The 20,965-nt window shown below is 44.6% G+C and carries 19 protein-coding genes; 16 read left to right on the forward strand and 3 right to left on the reverse strand.

Annotation, left to right across the window (positions count from 1 at the left end; genetic code table 11):
• Nucleotides 1-243 precede the first annotated feature (243 nt).
• From RWX26_RS06105 to RWX26_RS06130, 6 genes are all read left to right on the forward strand, one after another.
• Nucleotides 244-1,944 (forward strand): acetolactate synthase large subunit, encoded by a 1,701-nt coding sequence (locus tag RWX26_RS06105; protein WP_314580105.1) that lies wholly within the window; start codon nt 244-246, stop codon nt 1,942-1,944.
• A complete protein-coding gene (gene ilvN, locus RWX26_RS06110) occupies nt 1,937-2,413 on the forward strand; it encodes an acetolactate synthase small subunit (protein ID WP_002898887.1) in 477 nt (158 codons plus the stop codon). The genes RWX26_RS06105 and ilvN overlap by 8 nt, the downstream gene beginning before the upstream one ends.
• 64 nt (nt 2,414-2,477) lie before the next feature.
• Complete coding sequence (ilvC, locus tag RWX26_RS06115; protein WP_125357312.1) at nt 2,478-3,500, forward strand: ketol-acid reductoisomerase; 1,023 nt, start codon at nt 2,478-2,480, stop codon at nt 3,498-3,500.
• Between the two features lie 99 nt (nt 3,501-3,599).
• Complete coding sequence (ilvA, locus tag RWX26_RS06120; protein WP_125347104.1) at nt 3,600-4,850, forward strand: threonine ammonia-lyase IlvA; 1,251 nt, start codon at nt 3,600-3,602, stop codon at nt 4,848-4,850.
• 56 nt (nt 4,851-4,906) lie between these two features.
• Complete coding sequence (locus tag RWX26_RS06125) at nt 4,907-5,839, forward strand: SPFH domain-containing protein (protein WP_002893654.1); 933 nt, start codon at nt 4,907-4,909, stop codon at nt 5,837-5,839.
• A gap of 108 nt (nt 5,840-5,947) precedes the next feature.
• Nucleotides 5,948-6,163, forward strand: coding sequence for a hypothetical protein (locus tag RWX26_RS06130; RefSeq protein WP_002893653.1), 216 nt, complete (start codon nt 5,948-5,950; stop codon nt 6,161-6,163).
• 93 nt (nt 6,164-6,256) lie between these two features.
• Here the strand turns inward: RWX26_RS06130 and RWX26_RS06135 are convergent, their stop codons facing one another.
• Together RWX26_RS06135 and RWX26_RS06140 are read right to left on the reverse strand one after the other, a co-directional pair.
• Nucleotides 6,257-6,997, reverse strand: coding sequence for an amino acid ABC transporter ATP-binding protein (locus RWX26_RS06135; protein ID WP_002893646.1), 741 nt, complete (start codon nt 6,995-6,997; stop codon nt 6,257-6,259).
• Nucleotides 6,994-8,559, reverse strand: a complete 1,566-nt coding sequence (locus tag RWX26_RS06140; RefSeq protein ID WP_314580112.1) for an ABC transporter substrate-binding protein/permease — start codon at nt 8,557-8,559, stop codon at nt 6,994-6,996. The genes RWX26_RS06135 and RWX26_RS06140 overlap by 4 nt, the downstream gene beginning before the upstream one ends.
• Nucleotides 8,560-8,690: 131 nt before the next feature.
• Between RWX26_RS06140 and RWX26_RS06145 the strand changes: the two genes are divergently transcribed.
• The 10 genes from RWX26_RS06145 to RWX26_RS06190 all read left to right on the forward strand — a co-directional run bounded on the left by RWX26_RS06145 (nt 8,691) and on the right by RWX26_RS06190 (nt 19,580).
• The gene (locus RWX26_RS06145; protein WP_314580114.1) at nt 8,691-10,586 is read left to right on the forward strand and encodes a DUF2207 domain-containing protein; all 1,896 of its coding nucleotides are present in this window, start codon (nt 8,691-8,693) and stop codon (nt 10,584-10,586) included.
• Between the two features lie 139 nt (nt 10,587-10,725).
• On the forward strand, nt 10,726-11,568 hold the full coding sequence (locus tag RWX26_RS06150) for an undecaprenyl-diphosphate phosphatase (RefSeq protein ID WP_314580116.1): 843 nt from the start codon (nt 10,726-10,728) through the stop codon (nt 11,566-11,568).
• Between the two features lie 175 nt (nt 11,569-11,743).
• A complete protein-coding gene (gene mecA / locus RWX26_RS06155; protein WP_314580118.1) occupies nt 11,744-12,496 on the forward strand; it encodes an adaptor protein MecA in 753 nt (250 codons plus the stop codon).
• On the forward strand, nt 12,487-13,653 hold the full coding sequence (locus RWX26_RS06160) for an MraY family glycosyltransferase (RefSeq protein ID WP_314580120.1): 1,167 nt from the start codon (nt 12,487-12,489) through the stop codon (nt 13,651-13,653). The genes mecA and RWX26_RS06160 overlap by 10 nt, the downstream gene beginning before the upstream one ends.
• 89 nt (nt 13,654-13,742) lie before the next feature.
• The gene (gene sufC, locus RWX26_RS06165; protein WP_002893635.1) at nt 13,743-14,513 is read left to right on the forward strand and encodes a Fe-S cluster assembly ATPase SufC; all 771 of its coding nucleotides are present in this window, start codon (nt 13,743-13,745) and stop codon (nt 14,511-14,513) included.
• A 41-nt stretch (nt 14,514-14,554) separates the two neighbouring features.
• Nucleotides 14,555-15,817, forward strand: a complete 1,263-nt coding sequence (gene sufD / locus RWX26_RS06170) for a Fe-S cluster assembly protein SufD (RefSeq protein WP_314580121.1) — start codon at nt 14,555-14,557, stop codon at nt 15,815-15,817.
• Between the two features lie 40 nt (nt 15,818-15,857).
• The gene (locus tag RWX26_RS06175; RefSeq protein ID WP_314580123.1) at nt 15,858-17,090 is read left to right on the forward strand and encodes a cysteine desulfurase; all 1,233 of its coding nucleotides are present in this window, start codon (nt 15,858-15,860) and stop codon (nt 17,088-17,090) included.
• Nucleotides 17,077-17,514, forward strand: coding sequence for a Fe-S cluster assembly sulfur transfer protein SufU (gene sufU / locus RWX26_RS06180; protein ID WP_002902442.1), 438 nt, complete (start codon nt 17,077-17,079; stop codon nt 17,512-17,514). The genes RWX26_RS06175 and sufU overlap by 14 nt, the downstream gene beginning before the upstream one ends.
• Nucleotides 17,515-17,531: 17 nt before the next feature.
• Nucleotides 17,532-18,944, forward strand: coding sequence for a Fe-S cluster assembly protein SufB (sufB, locus tag RWX26_RS06185; RefSeq protein WP_002893631.1), 1,413 nt, complete (start codon nt 17,532-17,534; stop codon nt 18,942-18,944).
• Between the two features lie 66 nt (nt 18,945-19,010).
• The gene (locus RWX26_RS06190) at nt 19,011-19,580 is read left to right on the forward strand and encodes a hypothetical protein (protein ID WP_002893629.1); all 570 of its coding nucleotides are present in this window, start codon (nt 19,011-19,013) and stop codon (nt 19,578-19,580) included.
• 61 nt (nt 19,581-19,641) lie between these two features.
• Here the strand turns inward: RWX26_RS06190 and pbp3 are convergent, their stop codons facing one another.
• Nucleotides 19,642-20,910 (reverse strand): D-alanyl-D-alanine carboxypeptidase PBP3, encoded by a 1,269-nt coding sequence (gene pbp3, locus RWX26_RS06195; protein ID WP_002925889.1) that lies wholly within the window; start codon nt 20,908-20,910, stop codon nt 19,642-19,644.
• Nucleotides 20,911-20,965: the final 55 nt, after the last annotated feature.

Raw genomic sequence — 20,965 nt, forward strand, 5'->3', positions numbered from 1 at the left:
GGAGAAAAGGTGAGATAAGTTAGTTTTTAGCTAAAGTGAATATCTGTGTGAGGAATATTCCAATGAAGTGTCAGTACTATAAATATAGTTCTGACTTTTTATCTTTTATTAGAAAAAACATTCGGATTTAGAGAAAAAATGTAGAAAAACATTCTGCATGGCTTGCAATTTTTTTCAAAAATGTTATCATAGTAGAAAGCTTTTTGAATTTTTAGAAAATTGTAAATAAATGAAAGGGGAAGAATGGAGAAAATCAAATTAGAAACTTCTAAGACAGGCTCAGAGCTTGTTTTGGAAACCTTGAAAAGTCTTGGTGTTGATACGATTTTTGGCTATCCCGGCGGTGCTGTACTGCCGCTTTATGATGCTATTTATAGTTTTGAAGGCATCCGTCACATCCTAGGCCGCCATGAGCAAGGTTGTGTTCACGAAGCAGAAGGCTATGCTAAGTCTACTGGGAAAATCGGAGTAGCAGTTGTGACCAGTGGTCCGGGAGCGACCAATGCCATTACCGGTATTGCTGATGCCATGAGTGATAGCGTCCCCCTTTTAGTCTTTACTGGTCAGGTAGCCAAGGCTGGGATTGGTAAAGATGCTTTTCAGGAAGCGGATATTGTTGGGATTACGACTCCTATAACCAAGTATAATTATCAGGTTCGGGAGACGGCAGACATTCCGCGTATTATTACAGAAGCTATTCACATTGCGACGACAGGTCGTCCTGGGCCAGTCGTTATTGATTTGCCTAAGGATGTATCGGCTCTGGAAACGGACTTTATCTATGATAGCAAGTTGCATCTGCCGAGTTACCAGCCGACTATTGAGCCTAATGAATTGCAGATTAAGAAGATTATCAAGCAGATTTCTAAGGCTAAAAAGCCGGTCCTTCTTTCGGGAGGGGGTATCAGTTATGCCGAGGCAGCAGCGGAATTGGTTGCGTTTGCGGAGCGGTATCAGATTCCAGTAGTCACTACTTTGTTGGGGCAAGGGACCATTGCGACAGACCATCCTTTGTTCTTAGGTATGGGTGGAATGCACGGTTCTTTTGCGGCCAATATTGCTATGACTGAGGCCGACTTTATGATTAGTATCGGCTGCCGCTTTGATGACCGTCTGACTGGTAATCCGAAAACCTTTGCTAAAAACGCTAAAGTAGCACATATTGATATTGACCCAGCGGAAATTGGAAAAATTATCAGCGTGGATATTCCTATCGTAGGGGATGCTAAGAAAGCCCTGCAGATGCTGCTGAATGAAGAGCAGGTGCATAATAATACCAGCAAGTGGATTGAAAAAGTAACTCAGGATAAGGAACGGGTTCGCTCATATGATAAGAAAGAACGTGTCGTCCAGCCTCAAGCTGTCATTGAGCGCGTGGGTGAGCTGACCAAGGGTGATGCTATCGTCGTAACAGACGTGGGTCAACACCAAATGTGGGCCGCCCAATATTATCCGTATAAAAACGAGCGTCAACTGGTAACGTCTGGTGGTCTAGGAACCATGGGCTTCGGTGTTCCAGCAGCGATTGGGGCTAAGATTGCCAACCCGGATAAGGAAGTGGTGCTCTTTGTCGGAGATGGTGGCTATCAGATGACAAACCAAGAGATGGCTATTCTCAATATCTATAAGATTCCGATTAAGGTCATCATGCTTAACAATCATTCGCTAGGCATGGTGCGCCAGTGGCAGGAAGCTTTCTATGATGGTCGTACCTCTGAGTCTGTCTTTGAAACATTGCCAGATTTCCAGCTCATGGCTCAGGCTTATGGTGTTAAATCCTATAAATTTGACGATCCAGAGACTATTGTCCAGGATTTGGAAGTCCTGAAGGAAGATATACCGATGTTTATTGAGGTAGATATTTCTCGCAAGGAGCACGTTCTTCCAATGGTGCCAGCTGGCAAGAGCAATCATGAGATGTTGGGGGTGAAGTTCCATGCGTAGAATGTTGACAGCTAAACTCCAAAACCGTTCGGGGGTTCTGAACCGCTTCACGGGTGTCCTTTCCAGACGTCAGGTTAATATCGAGAGTATCTCAGTCGGAACGACGGAAAATCCAGAAGTATCCCGTATCACCATCATCATTGATGTGGCTTCATTGGCAGAAGTCGAGCAGATTATCAAGCAACTCAATCGTCAGATTGATGTGATTCGAGTTCGAGATATTACGGACCGTCCTCACTTAGAGCGTGAAGTGATTCTGGTTAAGGTCTCGGCTCCAGCTGATAAGCGAGCAGAGATTCTGTCTATTATCCAGCCATTCCGGGCAACAGTTGTGGATGTAGCACCTAGCTCCATTACCGTTCAGATGACTGGTGATGCGGAGAAGAGCGAGGCTCTGCTTCGAGTCATTCGCCCATATGGTATCAAAAATATTGCTCGGACTGGAGCAACAGGCTTTACCCGAGATTAAATCAAACCTTTAATTTGTTAAAACCGCCTAACAGGCAATAAAAATAGAAAAGAGAGTAAAACTTATGGCAGTAACAATGGAATACGAAAAAGATGTAAAAGTAGCAGCACTTGACGGTAAGAAAATTGCCGTAATCGGCTATGGCTCACAAGGTCATGCCCATGCGCAAAACTTGCGCGATACAGGCCACGACGTGATTATCGGTGTTCGTCCTGGTAAGTCATTTGACAAGGCTAAAGAAGATGGCTTTGATACTTATACAGTAGCAGAAGCTGCTAAGTTGGCTGATGTTATCATGATTTTGGCTCCAGATGAAATCCAACAAGATCTCTATGAAGCAGAAATCGCTCCAAACTTGGAAGCTGGAAACGCAGTTGGATTTGCTCATGGTTTTAACATCCATTTTGAATTTATCAAAGTTCCTGCCGATGTAGATGTCTTCATGTGTGCACCGAAAGGCCCTGGTCACTTGGTTCGCCGTACTTTCGAAGAAGGTTTTGGTGTTCCAGCACTTTACGCAGTATATCAAGATGCAACTGGTAATGCCAAAAACATCGCCATGGACTGGTGTAAGGGTGTTGGTGCGGCTCGTGTTGGTTTACTTGAAACAACTTACAAAGAAGAAACAGAAGAAGATCTCTTTGGTGAACAAGCTGTCCTTTGTGGTGGTCTGACTGCCCTGATTGAAGCAGGATTTGAAGTTCTGACCGAAGCTGGTTATGCGCCAGAATTGGCTTACTTTGAAGTGCTGCACGAAATGAAACTGATTGTGGACTTGATCTATGAAGGTGGCTTCAAGAAGATGCGCCAATCTATCTCAAACACAGCTGAATATGGCGACTATGTATCTGGTCCGCGCGTGATTACTGAGCAAGTCAAAGAAAACATGAAAGCGGTCTTGGCTGATATCCAAAATGGTAAATTTGCTAATGACTTCGTTGATGACTATAAAGCTGGTCGTCCAAAACTCACTGCTTACCGTGAGCAAGCGGCTAATCTGGAGATCGAAAAGGTTGGTGCAGAATTGCGTAAAGCAATGCCATTCGTTGGTAAAAACGACGACGATGCTTTCAAGATTTATAATTAAGATAAAGAGCAGATAAGACATTAGGGGTTGGAATGCGAATTCCCAGCCCCTTGTTTTGCTTGATAGAGAATAAACTGGAAGAATAGGGAAGGAAAAAATATGCTCAGAGCAAAAGATATCACTCATGCTCATAAAGTGTTAAAAGATGTGGTTGTCAATACTCCGCTTGACTACGACCACTATTTGTCGGAGAAGTACCAGGCCAAGATTTACCTGAAGAAGGAAAATATGCAGCGGGTACGCTCTTTTAAACTCCGCGGGGCTTATTATGCCATTTCTCAACTTAATGAAGAGGAACGTCAGCGTGGGGTTGTCTGTGCTTCTGCGGGAAATCACGCCCAAGGAGTGGCCTATACTTGTAAGGAAATGAAAATTCCAGCAACTATTTTTATGCCTATCACGACTCCTCAGCAGAAGATTGGTCAGGTTCGCTTCTTTGGCGGTGAATTTGTGGATATCAAGCTGGTTGGAGATACCTTTGATGCTTCGGCCAAGGCTGCGCTTGACTATACTAAGGCTGAAAATCGCACCTTTATCGATCCTTTTGACAATGATGATGTCCAAGCTGGTCAAGGAACAGTGGCTTATGAAATCTTAGAAGAGGCTAAGAGAGAAGCTATCGATTTTGATGCAGTTTTAGTACCAGTTGGCGGCGGCGGACTGATATCAGGAGTCTCAACCTATATCAAAGAAAGTCAACCAGCTATCGAAGTTATTGGTGTGGAAGCCAACGGTGCCCGCAGTATGAAAGCAGCTTTTGAAGCTGGAGGTCCGGTCAAGCTTAAAGAAATCGACAAATTTGCTGACGGCATCGCAGTTCAGAAGGTCGGTGCGTCAACCTATGAGGTTACACAAAAGAATGTTCAAAACCTTATTGGTGTAGATGAAGGTCTTATTTCAGAGACCATCATTGACCTATATTCCAAGCAAGGAATTGTCGCAGAGCCAGCTGGTGCTGCAAGTGTTGCTGCTTTGGAAGTACTGAGCGAGTATATCAAGGGGAAGACTATCTGCTGCATTATCTCAGGTGGTAATAATGACATCAACCGGATGCCAGAGATGGAAGAACGGGCACTTATTTATGATGGTATCAAGCACTATTTCGTGGTTAACTTCCCGCAGCGTCCGGGTGCCTTGCGTGAATTCGTAAATGATATTTTAGGACCCAATGACGACATCACTCGTTTTGAATATATCAAGCGGGCAAGCAAGGGAACGGGTCCAGTTCTCATTGGTATTTCTCTGGCTGATAAGCATGATTATGCTTCTTTGATTAACCGTATTGAGCAGTTTGATCCCTCCTTTATCAATCTGAACGGGAATGAAACACTCTACAATATGCTTGTCTAATTGTAAATATATTTTAGCCTAATTTGTATGCTTTCGTTTGAAACTGCAAATTAAATATGTTAGAATATACTATAGTGAATCAAGGAGGCTTGAACATGTTGTTTATTCCATTTTTCTTTATCATATTGATCATAATCTTTATATTCTTGTTGCTTAGTGCAGTCTATGTGGTTCGTCAGCAATCTGTGGCAATCATTGAGCGTTTTGGACGCTACCACAAAACTAGCAGCAGCGGTATCAATTTCCGTCTTCCTTTAGGGATTGATAAGATAGCGGCTCGTGTTCAGCTGCGTTTGCTGCAGAGCGAGATTGTCGTTGAGACCAAGACACAGGATAATGTTTTCGTAACTATGAATGTTGCGACCCAGTATCGCGTAAATGAGAACAACGTGATTGACGCTTATTACAAACTTATGCGGCCAGAAGCACAGATTAAGTCCTATATTGAAGATGCCCTTCGTTCCTCCGTTCCAAAACTGACCTTGGATGAGCTCTTTGAAAAGAAGGACGAAATTGCCCTAGAGGTCCAAAAACAGGTAGCTGAAGAAATGTCGACCTATGGCTATATCATTGTCAAAACCTTGATTACCAAGGTTGAGCCTGATGCTGAAGTTAAACAGTCTATGAACGAAATCAATGCGGCGCAGCGTAAGCGTGTGGCTGCTCAGGAATTGGCTGAAGCGGATAAGATTAAGATTGTGACAGCTGCCTCTGCAGAAGCTGAGAAAGACCGCCTGCATGGGGTTGGTATTGCCGAGCAGCGTAAGGCCATTGTGGATGGTTTGGCAGATTCGATCAAGGAATTGAAGGGCGCCAACATTGAGTTGACAGAAGAGCAGATTATGTCTATTCTTTTGACCAATCAGTACCTGGATACGCTGAATAATTTTGCAGATAGTTCGGGTAATAATACCATCTTCCTTCCAGCAAATCCAGAAGGTGTCGAAAGTATTCGGACTCAGATACTTTCAGCCCTCAAAGCTAAGTAAAGAAAATTCAGAATTATTTAATTTGTTCGAATTTGGTTTGTTTAAGTTGACAAACTGTATAAAAACAATTATAGTAGTTGATGTAGCTAGAATAGAGAGGAGTAAGAAATGGCTAAATCTAATTTCGAGAAAGTAGAATCTGTTGTTAGTTGGGTACGTGATAAGAAGATCACCGGTTACCGTATTAGTAAAGAAACAAATGCACGTGAAATGTCTATCATTGCTCTTGCTCAAGGACGTGCAAAAGTGAAAAATATCTCTTTTGAAACAGCTCTTGGCTTGATTGATTTCTACGACAAAAACCATGAAAAATTTGAAGACTAAACTTCAAAATTGTGCAACTGATATTGCTCATTAAATCAAAAAAGGAATCTGGACTTAGTTCCAGATTCCTTTTTTGATTTTGAAAATAATAGTTTAGCTGAGGAAGCGCTGCAGGAATTCTTTGGTTCTTTCTTCTTTTGGATTGGTAAAGATATCCTGCGGGCTGCCAGCTTCAGCAATGACGCCCTTGTCCATAAAGATAACACGGCTGGAAACATCACGGGCAAATTCCATCTCGTGGGTTACGACAATCATAGTCAGCCCTTCCTGAGCCAGTTCTTTCATGATTTTCAGAACTTCACCAACCATTTCAGGGTCGAGAGCTGAAGTCGGCTCGTCAAAGAGGATGGCGTCAGGATTCATGGAGAGGGCGCGGGCAATAGCGACCCGCTGCTTCTGACCGCCTGAGAGTTGCTTAGGCTTGGCCTGCCAGTATTGCTCGCCCATGCCAACCTTGTTGAGGTTTTCTTTGGCAATTTTCTCGGCTTCTGACCGTTCTTTTTTCAGGACAGTTGTCTGAGCGACGATGGTATTTTCTAGGACATTAAGATTTTCAAAGAGATTGAAAGACTGAAAGACCATGCCCAGCTTTTCACGGTAATGGGTCAAGTCGTAATTCTCGTCCAGGACATTCTTGCCGCGGTAGAAAATTTGTCCGCCAGTTGGCGTTTCCAGAAGGTTAATGGATCGCAGGAAGGTTGACTTTCCACTGCCAGAGCTGCCGATGATGGAAATTACTTCTCCTTTATGAACGGTGAGGGAGATGTCCTTGAGGACTTGGTTTTCACCGTAGGACTTTTTGAGGTTTTTAATTTCTAAAATGGTTTCTGTCATGATTTCACTTCTCCTGTCTGCATTTGATTGGCACCTGTCGTGTAGTTGTCTGTGTCGAAGCGTTTTTCAACATAGCGCAGGATGCGTGTCACGCTGAATGTCAGGACAAAGTAGATTACAGCGATAATGGTAAAGGTTTGGAAGTATTGGTAGGTCTGGGTAGCGATAGTATTTCCAGAGAAATAAAGCTCAACTACCGAGATAACGTTCAACACGGATGTATCCTTGATGTTGATGACAAATTCGTTACCAGTTGCGGGCAGAATATTGCGGACAACCTGAGGCAGTACAATCTTACGCATGGTCTGGCCATGGGTCATACCCAGTGCTGTTGCGGCCTCGAATTGCCCCTTATCAACGGCAAAGATACCACCGCGGACAATCTCGCTCATATAAGCTCCAGTATTGATGGAGACGATGAAAATGGCAGCGATAGTCCGGTCGATAGAAATTCCAAAAGCCTGGGCTGTTCCGTAATAGATAACCATAGACTGAACAATCATTGGAGTTCCGCGGAAAATCTCAATATAGACATTTAAGAACCAGCCGAAGATTTTTTGCAATGATGCTAGGAGTTTATTCTTAGAAGCTGGTGCCGTCCGATAAACGCCAATCAGCAGTCCGATGATGAGACCTGCGATGGTCCCTGTAATCGAAATGAGTAGAGTCAAACCAGCTCCGCGTAGGAATTGAGGCCAGTTTTCAGCCAGGATCTTAGCCACTTGACTGAAGAATGATTCATTCGTTGTTTCACTATCCGTATCAACAGGCTGTTTCTGAATCATCTCATCCATCAGCTTGACTTGATCATTCGTAGAAATCTTAGCGATTGCTGCATTAGCTTGCTCGATACGACTGTCATCCTTGCGCATACCAATGGCAATAGAAGCATCCTCTTCGCCAACTTCAAAGCCTTTCTCAAACTGAATCATTTTGAAGTTGGAGTTGGCAGTCTCAGCAGTCAAGGCTTCTGGCCGCTCAGAGATATAGCCATCAATAACTCCAGATTCCAAGGCTTGACGCATCTGAGCAAAATCGCCCATAGCTGTTTCTTTTTTGGCACCAGGCAGTTGGTCAATGAGATTGTAGAGGTAAACTCCTTGCTGGGAAGTGATTTTAGCGTCTTTGAAGTCTTCTAGAGTCTTAGCGGATGCATATTTTCCATCTTTACGAACTAGGAGAACTGGCTCGCTGGTGTAGTAACTGTTAGAAAAGGCGATTTCCTTTTTCCGCTCGGCAGTTGGACTCATACCTGCAATAATCATGTCAATTTTGCCGGAGGTCAGAGCAGGAATTAAGCCATTCCAAGAAGTCTTGACAACCAGAGGTTCCTTGCCCATCTCTTGAGCAATTTTTTTGGCAATCTGCACATCGTATCCGTTGGCATATTGGTTGGTGCCTTCGATTTTTACAGCACCGTTGGAATCGTCATCTTGAGTCCAGTTGAAGGGGGCGTAGGCTGCCTCCATACCGATTCTCAGGTAGTCATCGGCTTGGATAACTTGGGCTGTTCCTAAAGCGACCAGGAGGGCAGTAAATAAAGTGAGTAATAATTTCTTCATGGGTTTCTCCTGCTTATCTAATAATAGTTCTTCCTATTCTATCGAAAATTACCGTTCTTTTCAATCCAAGTAAGCCCTTACTTGATAAAAATGATATAATAGAACAAAATATCTGTAAAGAGAGGTTGAGTATGAAACGATATTTTTATCTCCTGTTAGTATTATTTTCCTGCCTTTGTTTTGGTCGGGTTGTCTCGGCTGTTGACTATGATATTGAATCCTATCAAGGCGATCTGGCCTTGCGTGAGGACAATACAGCTACCTACACAGAGAAAGTGACCTACAAGTTTAATGACGACTATAATGGTCAGATTGTTTCGCTGGGCTCTGCTGGAAAGATGCCTAATGGCTTTGCCATTGATGGGAATCCGACGGTCTCGGTTCTGACGAATGGTGAACCAGATATGGACATTAACCCCCAAGTCAAAGACTTGGGAGATGGCTATGAAGTCAAAATCTATAACTCCGGAAACGACGGTGACAGAGTTGTTGTCACTGTAACTTGGCAGCTGAGAAATCTCCTTTTTCTTCACAGGGATATTGCTGAGCTCAACTGGACTCCTATCAGCGACTGGGACCAGGGGATAGGAGAGGTCGTCTTGACAGTTTCTGGCTTGAGCAATCCAGATAAGAGCGAGCTCTTTGCTCATAGTGGCTACTTTGGCACCCAGCCTTTCGTGGATAAGGATGGCACTGACTATCTGGTCAAACTCAATGGAATTGGCTCGGGCGATAATGTCGAGCTCCACGGCTATTGGGATCGACAAGCGGTCTCTCTTGTGTCCCAGAATGAAGACGAGAGTAACTACTTGCCAACCTTTAAAGCTCAGGAAGAAAAGATTGCCCGCAAGACGGTCTTTTACCGGCAGCTAGGAGAGATTTATATGCCCTTGCTGCTCTTATGTGCCATCCTTGTAGCGGCTATTCTTTATTTTGTCTTTATCCAGAAGATCAAGCCTAAGCAGTCTTATCCCAAGAATGCCCGTCTATACGAAGCTCCTCAGGACTTGGCTCCCCTTGTCTTGGCGGAAAATATTTACGCGGTAGACATGGAGGATGTCGATCCGACTAGGGGCGGTAAGGCAGTGCTGAACTTTGAAAACATGGTTCAGGCGACTTTGTTAGACCTGCTGGATAGGGGCAATCTCCTCCTGCAGGGAGATGCTGAAAATCCTGTTCTGCAAATAGCGACCTATGATGGACTGGCGGACTTTGAGAGACGTTTTCTGGGCATGGCTTTTAACAAGCAATCCCAAGCCAGTGTGAAAGATCTATTTTCAGCCTATCAAATTTCAGAAGATATTTATAAGCACAAGTCTTCTGCAGATGAGTCCTATATCCGTAACATCGGTAGTAATATCAAGTCCTTATTTACTAACAGTTTGCGCTCCCTATCTAAAGAAGTGCGCTCGGAAGGCAAGCGTTTGGGTCTCTTTGGTCACTACCGGCCTCTTAAAGTTCAGGAAAAGAGATTGCTGATTACTGCCATTATTCTAGCTAGTGCTGTTTTGTTGTTCTCTCTTGGAGTTTTGTTTGTCTATATGGCCGCTTTTGAAAGTCTTATCTGGATATATATTCCCTTAGCATTGGTGGGACTTGTTATGATTTGCATTTTTGCTAGTAAGGCACAGCTTTATTGGCGAGACGGTGTCCTGAATGATGAAGGTGCGCATGATTACTATTTGTGGAGAAGTTTTTCAAATATGCTGCGAGATATTGCTCATCTGGACAAGACAGAAATCGAAGGCATTATCCTGTGGAACCGTCTCTTGGTCTATGCGACCCTCTTTGGCTATGCAGATCGCGTCAGCCGAGTCATGGCACTGCGTCAGATTCACTTGGAAAATCCATCTATGGACAGCTATGTTCAGGCTAACTTGCATTATGCCTTCTATAGCAGTATGCACAGTTTCTCAAACTACGGCCATGTAGCCACCACAGCCAGCAATTTCTCTGTCTCATCTGGCGGAAGTTCAGGTGGTGGTTTCTCCGGCGGCGGAGGCGGTGGAGGCGGTGGAGCTTTCTGATAGACAAGCCCTCGCCTATCTGGAAAAGTCTTAGTACTGGCTTTTCCTAGCCTTAAAATTGTGATATAATAAGACCTAATACTCTTTGGGAATTTAACTGCGACTTTCCTTGAGTAAACCCTTGTTTCAGGAGTATTCTATGTTTATCATTGAAATTTTCATCTCTATTATTTACGGTATCATCGAAGGAATCACAGAATGGCTGCCGATTTCCAGTACGGGGCACCTGATTTTGATTCAAGACTTTATCCAGTTTAAAAATCAAAGTCCAGCCTTTATGGAAATGTTTAATGTCGTTATCCAGCTGGGAGCTATTTTGGCGGTTGTCGTTATCTATTTTGACAAGCTAAACCCTTTTAAACCGGGCAAGTCAGCACGTCAGGTTCAAAAGACCTGGCAGCTTTGGGCCAAGGTGGTCGTGGCAGCCTTGCCGGCTGCTGTTATCGGCTTATTCTTGGATGATTGGTTTGAAGCGCATTTCTACAATCTGGTCTCTGTGTCAGTGATGCTGATTGTCTATGGGGCGGCTTTTATCTATTTGGAAAGGCGCGAGCATGAGGAGCCTGCTGTGACAGATTTGGCCTCTCTTCCTTACAAGACTGCCTTGCAAATTGGTCTCTTTCAGATTCTAGCTCTCTTTCCTGGGACTAGCCGTTCTGGTGCCACCATTGTCGGCGGTCTCCTAAATGGTGTCAGTCGTTCTGTCGTGACAGAGTTCACTTTCTACCTGGGGATTCCCATTATGTTTGGCGCTAGCGGCTGGAAAATTCTCAAGTTCATCAAGAATGGGAACAGTCTAGGATTTGGGCAAATCTTCTTGCTCTTAGTTGCCATGGGGGTGGCCTTCGGTGTCAGTCTAGTCGTGATTCGTTTCCTGACAGACTACGTCAAAAAGCATGACTTTACAATTTTTGGGAAATATCGGATTGGCCTAGGCGGCGTGCTTCTGGTTTATGCAGCATTCAAAGCCTTGATGGGATAAAAGGGGGAGATTTTAATGTTTCCCTGACTCTCTCATGTAGTGAAATAATAAGCTCTCGGAATTTTCTGAGAGTTTTTTCTTGCAACCTCCATTTTCAGACCAATACTAGCTATTTTTTGAAATACGGGGGATTTTTTAGTATAATAGTAGGACTAGAAGTGTATGAGGTAGAGATATGGAAATGAAACAGATTAGTGATTCGACCATAAAAATCACGATTCAGCTGGAAGATTTGGAAGAGCGCGGCATGGAAATGGCTGATTTCTTGGTCCCCCAAGAAAAGACGGAAGAGTTTTTCTATACCATCTTAGATGAGTTGGAAATGCCGGATAATTTTTTGGACAGCGGTATGCTGAGTTTCCGTGTGACGCCTAAGCCAGATAAGGTGGATGTTTTTGTTACCAAGTCTAAGTTGGATAAGAATCTGAGTTTTGAGGATTTGGCAGATCTGCCAGACATGGATGAGCTGTCTCATATGTCTCCGGATGAATTCCTCAAGACACTGGAAAAGAGCATTTTTGAAAAGAGCAAGGAAGACATAGAAGCAGTCCAATCTTTGGAAACAGCCGAAGCAGAGGAAAGGGAGCAGCTTTCTCAGGAGCCGGTGGATGAGCAGTCGGCAGAAAATGCAGAGCGTTACATTTACTATATCCTGCGTTTTGAAGATATTAAGGCTGCTGCGGCCTTTGCCCAGACGGTGGACTATAAGATTGACTTATCAGAACTTTATAAGTATGATTCGGCTTATTATTTGACGATTTTAGTAGATGTTGAGGGTTTTCCAGAGCGTTATCCAGCTTGGCTCTTGGCCAAAATGCGTGAATTCGCAGATGATTCAGATATCACTCGGGCTGTGTTGCAGGAGCACGGTCATCTGCTTTTGGTGACAGATGCGGTCTCCGGCCTGCAGAAGGTTGAATGCATATGATTACTTTTCCTTTAAAGTTTATCTTGGTATTGTTGGGAACTTTTTTTATCGGGGTGATTCTGACACCCTTGGTTCGGCTCGTAGCCTTTAAGATTGGTGCGGTAGATTATCCCAATGCTCGCCGCATCAATAAAAAGCCCATGCCTAGCAGTGGGGGGCTGGCGATTGTAGCGGCCTTTTCTATCTCTACTCTGCTCTTGATGCCGCAGATTGTTGCTGTAGATTTTTTTGGACAGACTTATTTTGATTATGTTTGGCCAGTCGTTCTAGGTGGTTTGATTATTGCCTTTACAGGCCTGGTCGATGATATCAAAGAGCTGTCGCCCATGCTGAAAATGGGGGGGATTGTTCTGGCTGCCAGTCTAATCTGGTGGCTGACGGATTTCCGATTGGATGATTTTAAGCTTCCTTTTGGCGGACCTTTCCTGCACTTTGAGTCTTGGCTGTCCTATATTTTGACAGTGGTATGGATTATTTCTATCACCAATGCAGTTAATTTGATTGACGGTTTGGATGGTCTGGTGAGCGGGGTGTCCATCATCTCCTTGGTGACGATGGGGATTGTTTCTTACTTCTTTTTGCCCCAGCACAATCTCTTTTTGACCTTGACTATTTTTGTCTTGGTCTTGTCAATTGCAGGTTTTTTCCCTTACAATTACCACCCAGCTATCATCTATCTTGGTGATACAGGAGCCCTCTTCATCGGCTTTATGATTGCCGTCTTGTCTTTGCAAGGGCTGAAAAATGCGACGGCTGTTGCAGTAGTGACTCCTATGATTATCTTAGGAGTGCCGATTACGGATACTTTTCTGGCGATTATCCGCCGTACTCTATCTGGCCAGAAATTCTACACACCTGACAAGCACCATCTCCATCATAGACTCTTGTCCTTGGGACTGACTCACCGAGGGACAGTGCTGGTTATCTACGGAATTTCGCTGGTCTTTGCCATGATTTCTCTCTTGTTGAATGTTTCCAGTCGAATTGGTGGCGTGCTCTTGATGATAGGCTTACTTCTGGGAGTTGAACTCTTTGCTGAGTTGGTCGGAGTTTTGGGGCCCAATCGTACTCCTTTGCTCAATATTCTCCGCTTTATTGGCAACTCCTCCTACCGAGAGGAAGTTCGGCGGAAATGGCGTCAAAAGCGGAATAAATAAGAATAGCTCTAAACAAAATAAAAGCCTTTTGGGCTTTTTTTTGGTATACTAAAGTATGTAAATCAGCTAAGCAAAGAAAGGAAAAAGAAATGTCTGTCTTAGAAATCAAAGATCTTCATGTTGAAATCGAAGGGAAAAAAATTCTCAAAGGGGTGAATCTCACTCTGAAAACGGGAGAGGTTGCAGCTATTATGGGCCCAAATGGAACAGGGAAGTCTACCTTGTCTGCAGCTATCATGGGTAATCCTAACTACGAAGTGACTCAAGGAGAGGTGCTTTTTGATGGAGTCAATATCTTGGAGCTGGAAGTAGACGAGCGTGCTCGCATGGGACTCTTCCTGGCTATGCAGTACCCTAGTGAAATTCCTGGCATTACTAATGCAGAGTTTCTCCGTGCTGCTATGAATGCTGGCAAAGAAGACGAAGAAAAAATCTCTGTCCGCGACTTTATCATGAAGCTGGATGAAAAGATGGAACTGCTCAACATGAAAGAAGAAATGGCTGAGCGCTACCTTAATGAAGGTTTCTCCGGTGGTGAAAAGAAGCGCAATGAAATCCTGCAGTTGCTCATGCTTGAGCCGACTTTTGCACTCTTGGATGAGATTGACTCAGGTCTGGATATCGATGCTCTTAAGGTTGTGTCCAAAGGGGTTAATGCTATGCGTGGTGAAGGCTTTGGTGCTATGATTATCACTCACTACCAACGCTTGCTCAATTACATCACTCCAGATGTGGTTCATGTCATGATGGATGGTAAAGTCGTTCTTTCTGGCGGCCCAGAATTGGCAGTCCGCTTGGAGAAAGAAGGCTATGCTAAATTGGCTGAAGAGTTGGGCTTCACCTATACTGAAGAAGCCTAGTCAAACATTCTTTTGACTTTGATAAAAGATAGGAGAATGACATGACTAAAGAATTGATTCAAGAATTTTCACAGCTACATGCAGAGCCAGACTGGCTCTTTCAACTGCGCCAGCAGGCCTTTGATAAAATTGACCAGTTAGAATTACCACGTATTGAGCGGGTTAAGTTCCACCGCTGGAATCTGGGTGACGGCCGTATTTCAGAGAGTGAGCCACTGACAAGTGTTCCAGACTTTACAGCTCTAGATGACAATCTCAAACTTGTTCAGTTGGGAACTCATACTGTTCTGGAGCAATTGCCAGCTGACTTGGCAGCGCAAGGTGTGGTTTTCACTGATTTCCACACTGCCTTAGAAGAGATTCCAGAGCTGGTAGAGAAGCATTTTATGTCTGCGGTCAAGTACGACGAGGACAAATTGGCAGCTTACCACACTGCCTATTTCAACAGCGGTGCCGTTCTTTATGTGCCGGACAATGTTGAGATTGATCAGCCAATTGAAGGAATTTTTTATCAGGACAGCGAAAGCGATGTTCCTTTTAACAAGCATATTTTGATTATCGCGGGCAAGCATTCCAAGGTTAACTACTTGGAACGCTTGGAAACTTACGGCGAGGGCTCTGTTCCAGTAACAGCCAATATCACTGTCGAAGTTATTGCTCAGGCTGGAGCTCAGATTAAGTTTTCAGCTATTGATCGCTTGGGCGAAAATGTAACGGCTTATATCAGTCGTCGTGGCAAGCTGGATAATGATGCCATGATTGATTGGGCTATTGGCGTTATGAACGAAGGCAATGTCGTGGCTGACTTTGATAGTGACCTCTATGGCAAGGGTAGCCATGCGGATATGAAAGTGGTGGCTCTCTCAAGCGGTAAGCAGGTTCAGGGGATTGATACCCGCGTAACTAACTATGGCTGCAACTCTATCGGAAATATCCTGCAGCACGGGGTTATCCTAGAAAAAGGAACCCTGACCTTCAATGGTATTGGACATATTATCAAAGGTGCCAAGGGAGCGGATGCCCAGCAGGAAAGTCGGGTTCTCATGCTGTCTGACCAGGCTCGCTCAGATGCTAATCCCATCCTTTTGATTGATGAGAACGATGTGACAGCTGGTCACGCGGCTTCTATCGGTCAGGTAGATCCAGAAGATATGTATTATCTCATGAGTCGGGGTCTTGATAAGGCGACGGCTGAACGCTTGGTCGTGCGCGGCTTCTTGGGCTCAGTGATTGTAGAAATCCCTGTTAAAGAAGTTCGTGATGAAATGATTGAAAATATCGATATTATTCTCGCAAAAAGATAAAAAGCTGGGCCTTGTCCCTTGTAAGTAGATAGGAGTCTTCATGACTGGATTTAATGCAGAAGCAATCAAGCAAGATTTTCCCATTTTGGACCAAATTGTCAATGATGAGCCTTTGGTTTATTTGGACAATGCGGCGACAACCCAGAAACCCAAGCAGGTGCTGGCAGCGATTGAAAACTACTATCTTAGAGACAATGCCAACGTCCACCGCGGTGTGCATACGCTAGCCGAGCGGGCGACAGCAGCTTATGAAGCAGCCAGGGAAAGAGTTCGTTCTTTTATCAATGCGGCTTCTAGTAGAGAAGTCCTCTTTACGCGAGGAACCACGACGGGACTTAACTGGGTGGCTCAGTTTGCGACTGAAAGGTTGCAGCCTGGTGATGAAGTGCTGATTTCTATCATGGAGCACCATTCCAATATCATCCCTTGGCAGGAAGCTTGTAGGAAGACTGGAGCCAAGTTGGTCTATGTCTATCTCAAAGACGGTGCTCTGGATATGGAAGATTTCCGTGCCAAGCTCAATGAGCGAACCAAGTTTGTCTCTCTGGCTCATGCTTCTAACGTCCTTGGAGTTATCAATCCCATCAAGGAGATTGCCCAACTGGTTCATCAGCGAGGAGCACTTTTGGTGGTGGATGGAGCTCAATCCATTCCGCACATGAAGATTGATGTGCAGGATTTGGATGTGGACTTCTTCGCCTTTTCGGGGCATAAGATGGCAGGCTCGACTGGTATCGGAGTTCTCTATGGCAAGGAAGAGCTGCTAGAGCAGATGTCGCCTGTCGAATTCGGTGGCGAAATGATTGATTTCGTCTATGAACAGGAAGCGACCTGGAAGGAATTGCCTTGGAAGTTTGAGGCTGGAACGCCGAATATGGCAGGAGCAATCGGTCTTGCGGCGGCCATTGATTATTTGGAAGACTTGGGTATGGATGCCATTGCCCAGCATGAGCAGGACCTGATTGCCTACGTATTTCCTAAGCTGCAGGCAGTGGAAGGTTTGACCATTTATGGCTCTCAGGATTTGGCCCAGCGCTCAGGCGTGATTGCCTTTAATCTGGAGGGGCTTCATCCGCATGATGTCGCGACGGCTCTGGACTACGAAGGAGTGGCTGTTCGGGCAGGGCACCATTGTGCCCAGCCTCTGCTCGCCTATCTGCAGGTGCCAGCGACTGTGCGAGCCAGCTTTTATATCTACAATACCTATGCGGATTGCGACAAGCTGGTAGATGCTTTAGAAAAGACAAAGGAGTTTTTCAATGGCACTTTCTAAGTTAGACAGTCTTTACAAGGCGGTTGTGACTGACCACTCGGCTCACCCCCATCATCATGGGAAACTGGAAGATGTGGAGCAGGTAGTCCTTAATAACCCAACCTGCGGTGATGTCATCAGCCTGTCTGTGAAGTTTAATGCTGAAAATCAGATTGAAGATATTGCCTTTGTGAATTCCGGCTGTACCATCTCAACGGCTTCGGCCAGCATGATGACGGATGCGGTTCTGGGCAAGACAAAAGAGCAGGCCCTGGAATTAGCAGAGGTCTTCTCGCAGATGGTTCAGGGCCAGGAAGACAGTCGCCAGAAAGAATTAGGAGATGGAGCCTTTTTAGCAGGCGTTGCCAAATTCCCGCAGCGAATTAAGTGTGCGACCTTGGGTTGGAATGCCCTCAAGCGAGCAATTGAAGAAGATAAAAAGTAAGAATGTGAAAGGAAATTATGTCAGAAGAAAGAGTAGAACCAAAACCGATTGATCTCGGTGAATACAAGTTTGGTTTCCATGACGATGTTGAACCTGTTCTCTCGACAGGGAAAGGGCTGAATGAAGCGGTCATTCGTGAGCTTTCTGCAGCCAAGGATGAACCAGAATGGATGCTGGATTTCCGCCTCAAATCCTACGAGGCTTTCAAAAAGATGCCGATGCAGACTTGGGGGCCGGATTTGTCGGAAATTAATTTTGATGACTTGATTTATTACCAAAAGGCCTCTGATAAACCTGCTAGAAGCTGGGATGAAGTGCCTGAGAAGATCAAGGAAACCTTTGAGAAGATTGGGATCCCAGAAGCAGAACGGGCCTACCTAGCTGGTGCGGCTGCCCAGTATGAGTCCGAAGTGGTTTACCACAACATGAAGGAAGAGTTCCAAAAGCTAGGAATCGTTTTCACGGATACCGACTCAGCTCTTAAGGAATATCCAGAGCTTTTCAAGCAGTATTTTGCTAAGCTGGTCCCTCCAACAGATAACAAGCTAGCAGCTCTCAACTCCGCCGTCTGGTCTGGTGGTACCTTTATCTATGTACCAAAAGGTGTCAAGGTAGATGTTCCCTTGCAGACTTATTTCCGGATTAACAATGAAAATTCTGGTCAGTTTGAGCGGACTTTGATTATTGTCGATGAGGGCGCTAGCGTCCATTATGTTGAGGGATGTACAGCTCCGACTTATTCCAGCAATAGCTTGCATGCTGCGATTGTTGAAATTTTTGCCCTTGATGGTGCCTATATGCGCTACACCACTATTCAAAACTGGTCAGATAATGTCTACAACCTCGTGACCAAGCGGGCGCGGGCAATGAAAGATGCGACAGTTGAGTGGATTGACGGGAACCTTGGTGCGAAAACGACTATGAAGTACCCGTCTGTCTATCTGGATGGACCTGGAGCGCGTGGAACCATGTTGTCTATTGCCTTTGCCAATACCAATCAGCATCAAGATACAGGTGCTAAGATGATTCACAATGCTCCGCATACCAGCTCATCTATCGTGTCTAAGTCCATTGCTAAGGGCGGAGGTAAAGTGGACTACCGCGGCCAAGTGACCTTTGGAAAGAATTCTCAGAAATCTGTCAGCCATATTGAGTGTGATACGATTATCATGGATGATATTTCTGCGTCAGATACCATTCCCTTTAATGAAATCCATAACTCTCAGGTAGCTCTGGAGCACGAGGCCAAGGTTTCTAAGATTTCAGAAGAGCAACTCTACTATCTCATGAGCCGTGGCTTGTCTGAATCCGAAGCAACTGAAATGATTGTCATGGGCTTTGTCGAGCCATTCACCAAAGAACTGCCTATGGAGTATGCTGTTGAGCTTAACCGCTTGATCAGCTATGAAATGGAAGGATCAGTTGGTTAAAAAGTGCTAATAGTGTTTGGTTAATTTTCGCAATGAAAGATAGCATTGACTTATCTGGAGGTTAGAATGGGTTTTTTAAAACGTTTATTTGGTAAGGTAGAAGAAGTTAATAAGGGGGAGGCGACGATAGAGGAATTGAACCAACCCTTTGCTCCTAGTCTTGAAGAAGAGGCAGATAACTACTGGTTTCAAATGGAACAAAATATTTTGATAAATGCTGTTAAGGCAGCGGGTGGACCTGATAAGGTGGAGCGAGCTTTTGTTCTTGTTAATTTTAAACAGGGACAGGAAACATTCGAACTATATTATCAAGTTGATGGGAAACTAATATCGTGGAGAGAAATGGATTCGGATGTAGTGAAAAAGCTTGAGAATCAGCTTATTCCTCAAGCGCCAGAAGTAGCGCGTGCGGTTAATTCTGAGTATAAAGATGCAGGTGTTCCTTTAATTGATTATGCTATGCTTCAGTTTGAAACTCAAACGATGGCTTGGTTTGGTCGTAAGATTATGACTGTTTCACCAGAATCGAGTCTCACTTTTCAAGAATTAGCAGCTGGTTGGTGGGCTGTCTTGGAAGAGGCAATTCCAACACATCCGTTAGACAGTGATAGTGCTTTGCCCTACTTCGAAATTTAATTGTTTTCTTCTTAATCAAAACATACAAAACAGCCGCGAATCATTTGATTCGCGGCTGTTTTTATAATTTCTCGTTAACATAGCGGACGAAGTCATTCCACCAGACCTTAAAGAAAATGCTTTTTTCCACCTCTTGGCCGGCCACCATTGTGACAGAAGGTGCTTTGTTTTCCAGATAGCCTTGACCGATCGGTTCAGGGTCGGTATAGGTCAGGGTACCAAGTTCAGTATTTTTTTTCAGCGGAGCTTGGAAGCCTTTTTCGTTGGTAGAAAATTCCACCTTGTGCTCAGCCTGATTGGCGATGCGCTCAATGATGGTGAAATCCTTTCTGGCAACGGCTGGAACGGTCTTTTGCTTGCCGTCAATAACGGTTGACTTGCTTTTATTGTAGGCCTCCCCCTCAGCCACAATAGTCGTCTGGGTGAAGTTTTGCGAAACATAGTTCATTAAAGACGCTGTGGCTACAAAGCGTGCGTAGGGGTCGCCGTCAGTTTGCTCAACGTCCAGCACAACTGTAATCATGCGGATGCCATTTTCAGTAGTCGTCGCAACAAAGGAAGAGCCACCCTTATCCGAACTGCCGGCTTTGAGTCCGTCTACACCTGAGCGGAAGTTGGACTGGTTTTCCAACATGAAGTTATAATTTTCCAGACTCGTCCCTGCAATTTTAGCTGTGGACTTGGAAGTGATGTCTGTCACTTGAGGGAAGTCCATAATCAGATGCCGGCTGATAACAGCCAAGTCGTAGGCACTGAATTTATTTTCAGTGTCCTTGCTTTTTTTAGATGTGCTAGCTGAGGCGCTATACTCTGTTTCTTCAGTTGCGTATTCTAGAAGAAGAGTATTCAGCCCTGTGGAGTTCACAATAGTAGCATCTTTGATTCCCCATTCTTTAAGCTTAGCCTTCATCATTTCGACGAAATTTTCTTCGCTGCCTCCAACCTTCTCAGCCAAGGCAATCGTGGCACTGTTGGAGCTGGACATCAAGGAAGCGGCAATCAAGTCTTTGACTTTGTAACGTTTGGCTTCCAAAGGGACATTGCTGATATTTGGATTAGATGTTAGATTGTAGGCGTAGTCTGAGATATCAACATAGGTATCGGCAGTCAGGTCTCCTCTGTCAATGGCTTCATAGACCAGATAGACGGTCAAAAGATTGGTGATGGAGCCGACTTCGATTGGAGTATTAGCATCTTTTTCGTAGAGAATCTTTCCAGAAGTAGCGTCCACAGCCATTGCACTCTTAGCGGCAATGTTGAAATCATCTGCTGCAACCTTGCTGGCGGTCATTCCGACCAAAACTAGTAAACATAGGAATAATCGTTTCATTTCTTTCCCCTAAAACAAGATATAACCATTGTATCATAAAATTCTCTTTTCTTTT

Origin of the sequence: uncultured Streptococcus sp., from assembly GCF_963536705.1 — a bacterium.
Taxonomy (GTDB): Bacteria; Bacillota; Bacilli; order Lactobacillales; family Streptococcaceae; genus Streptococcus.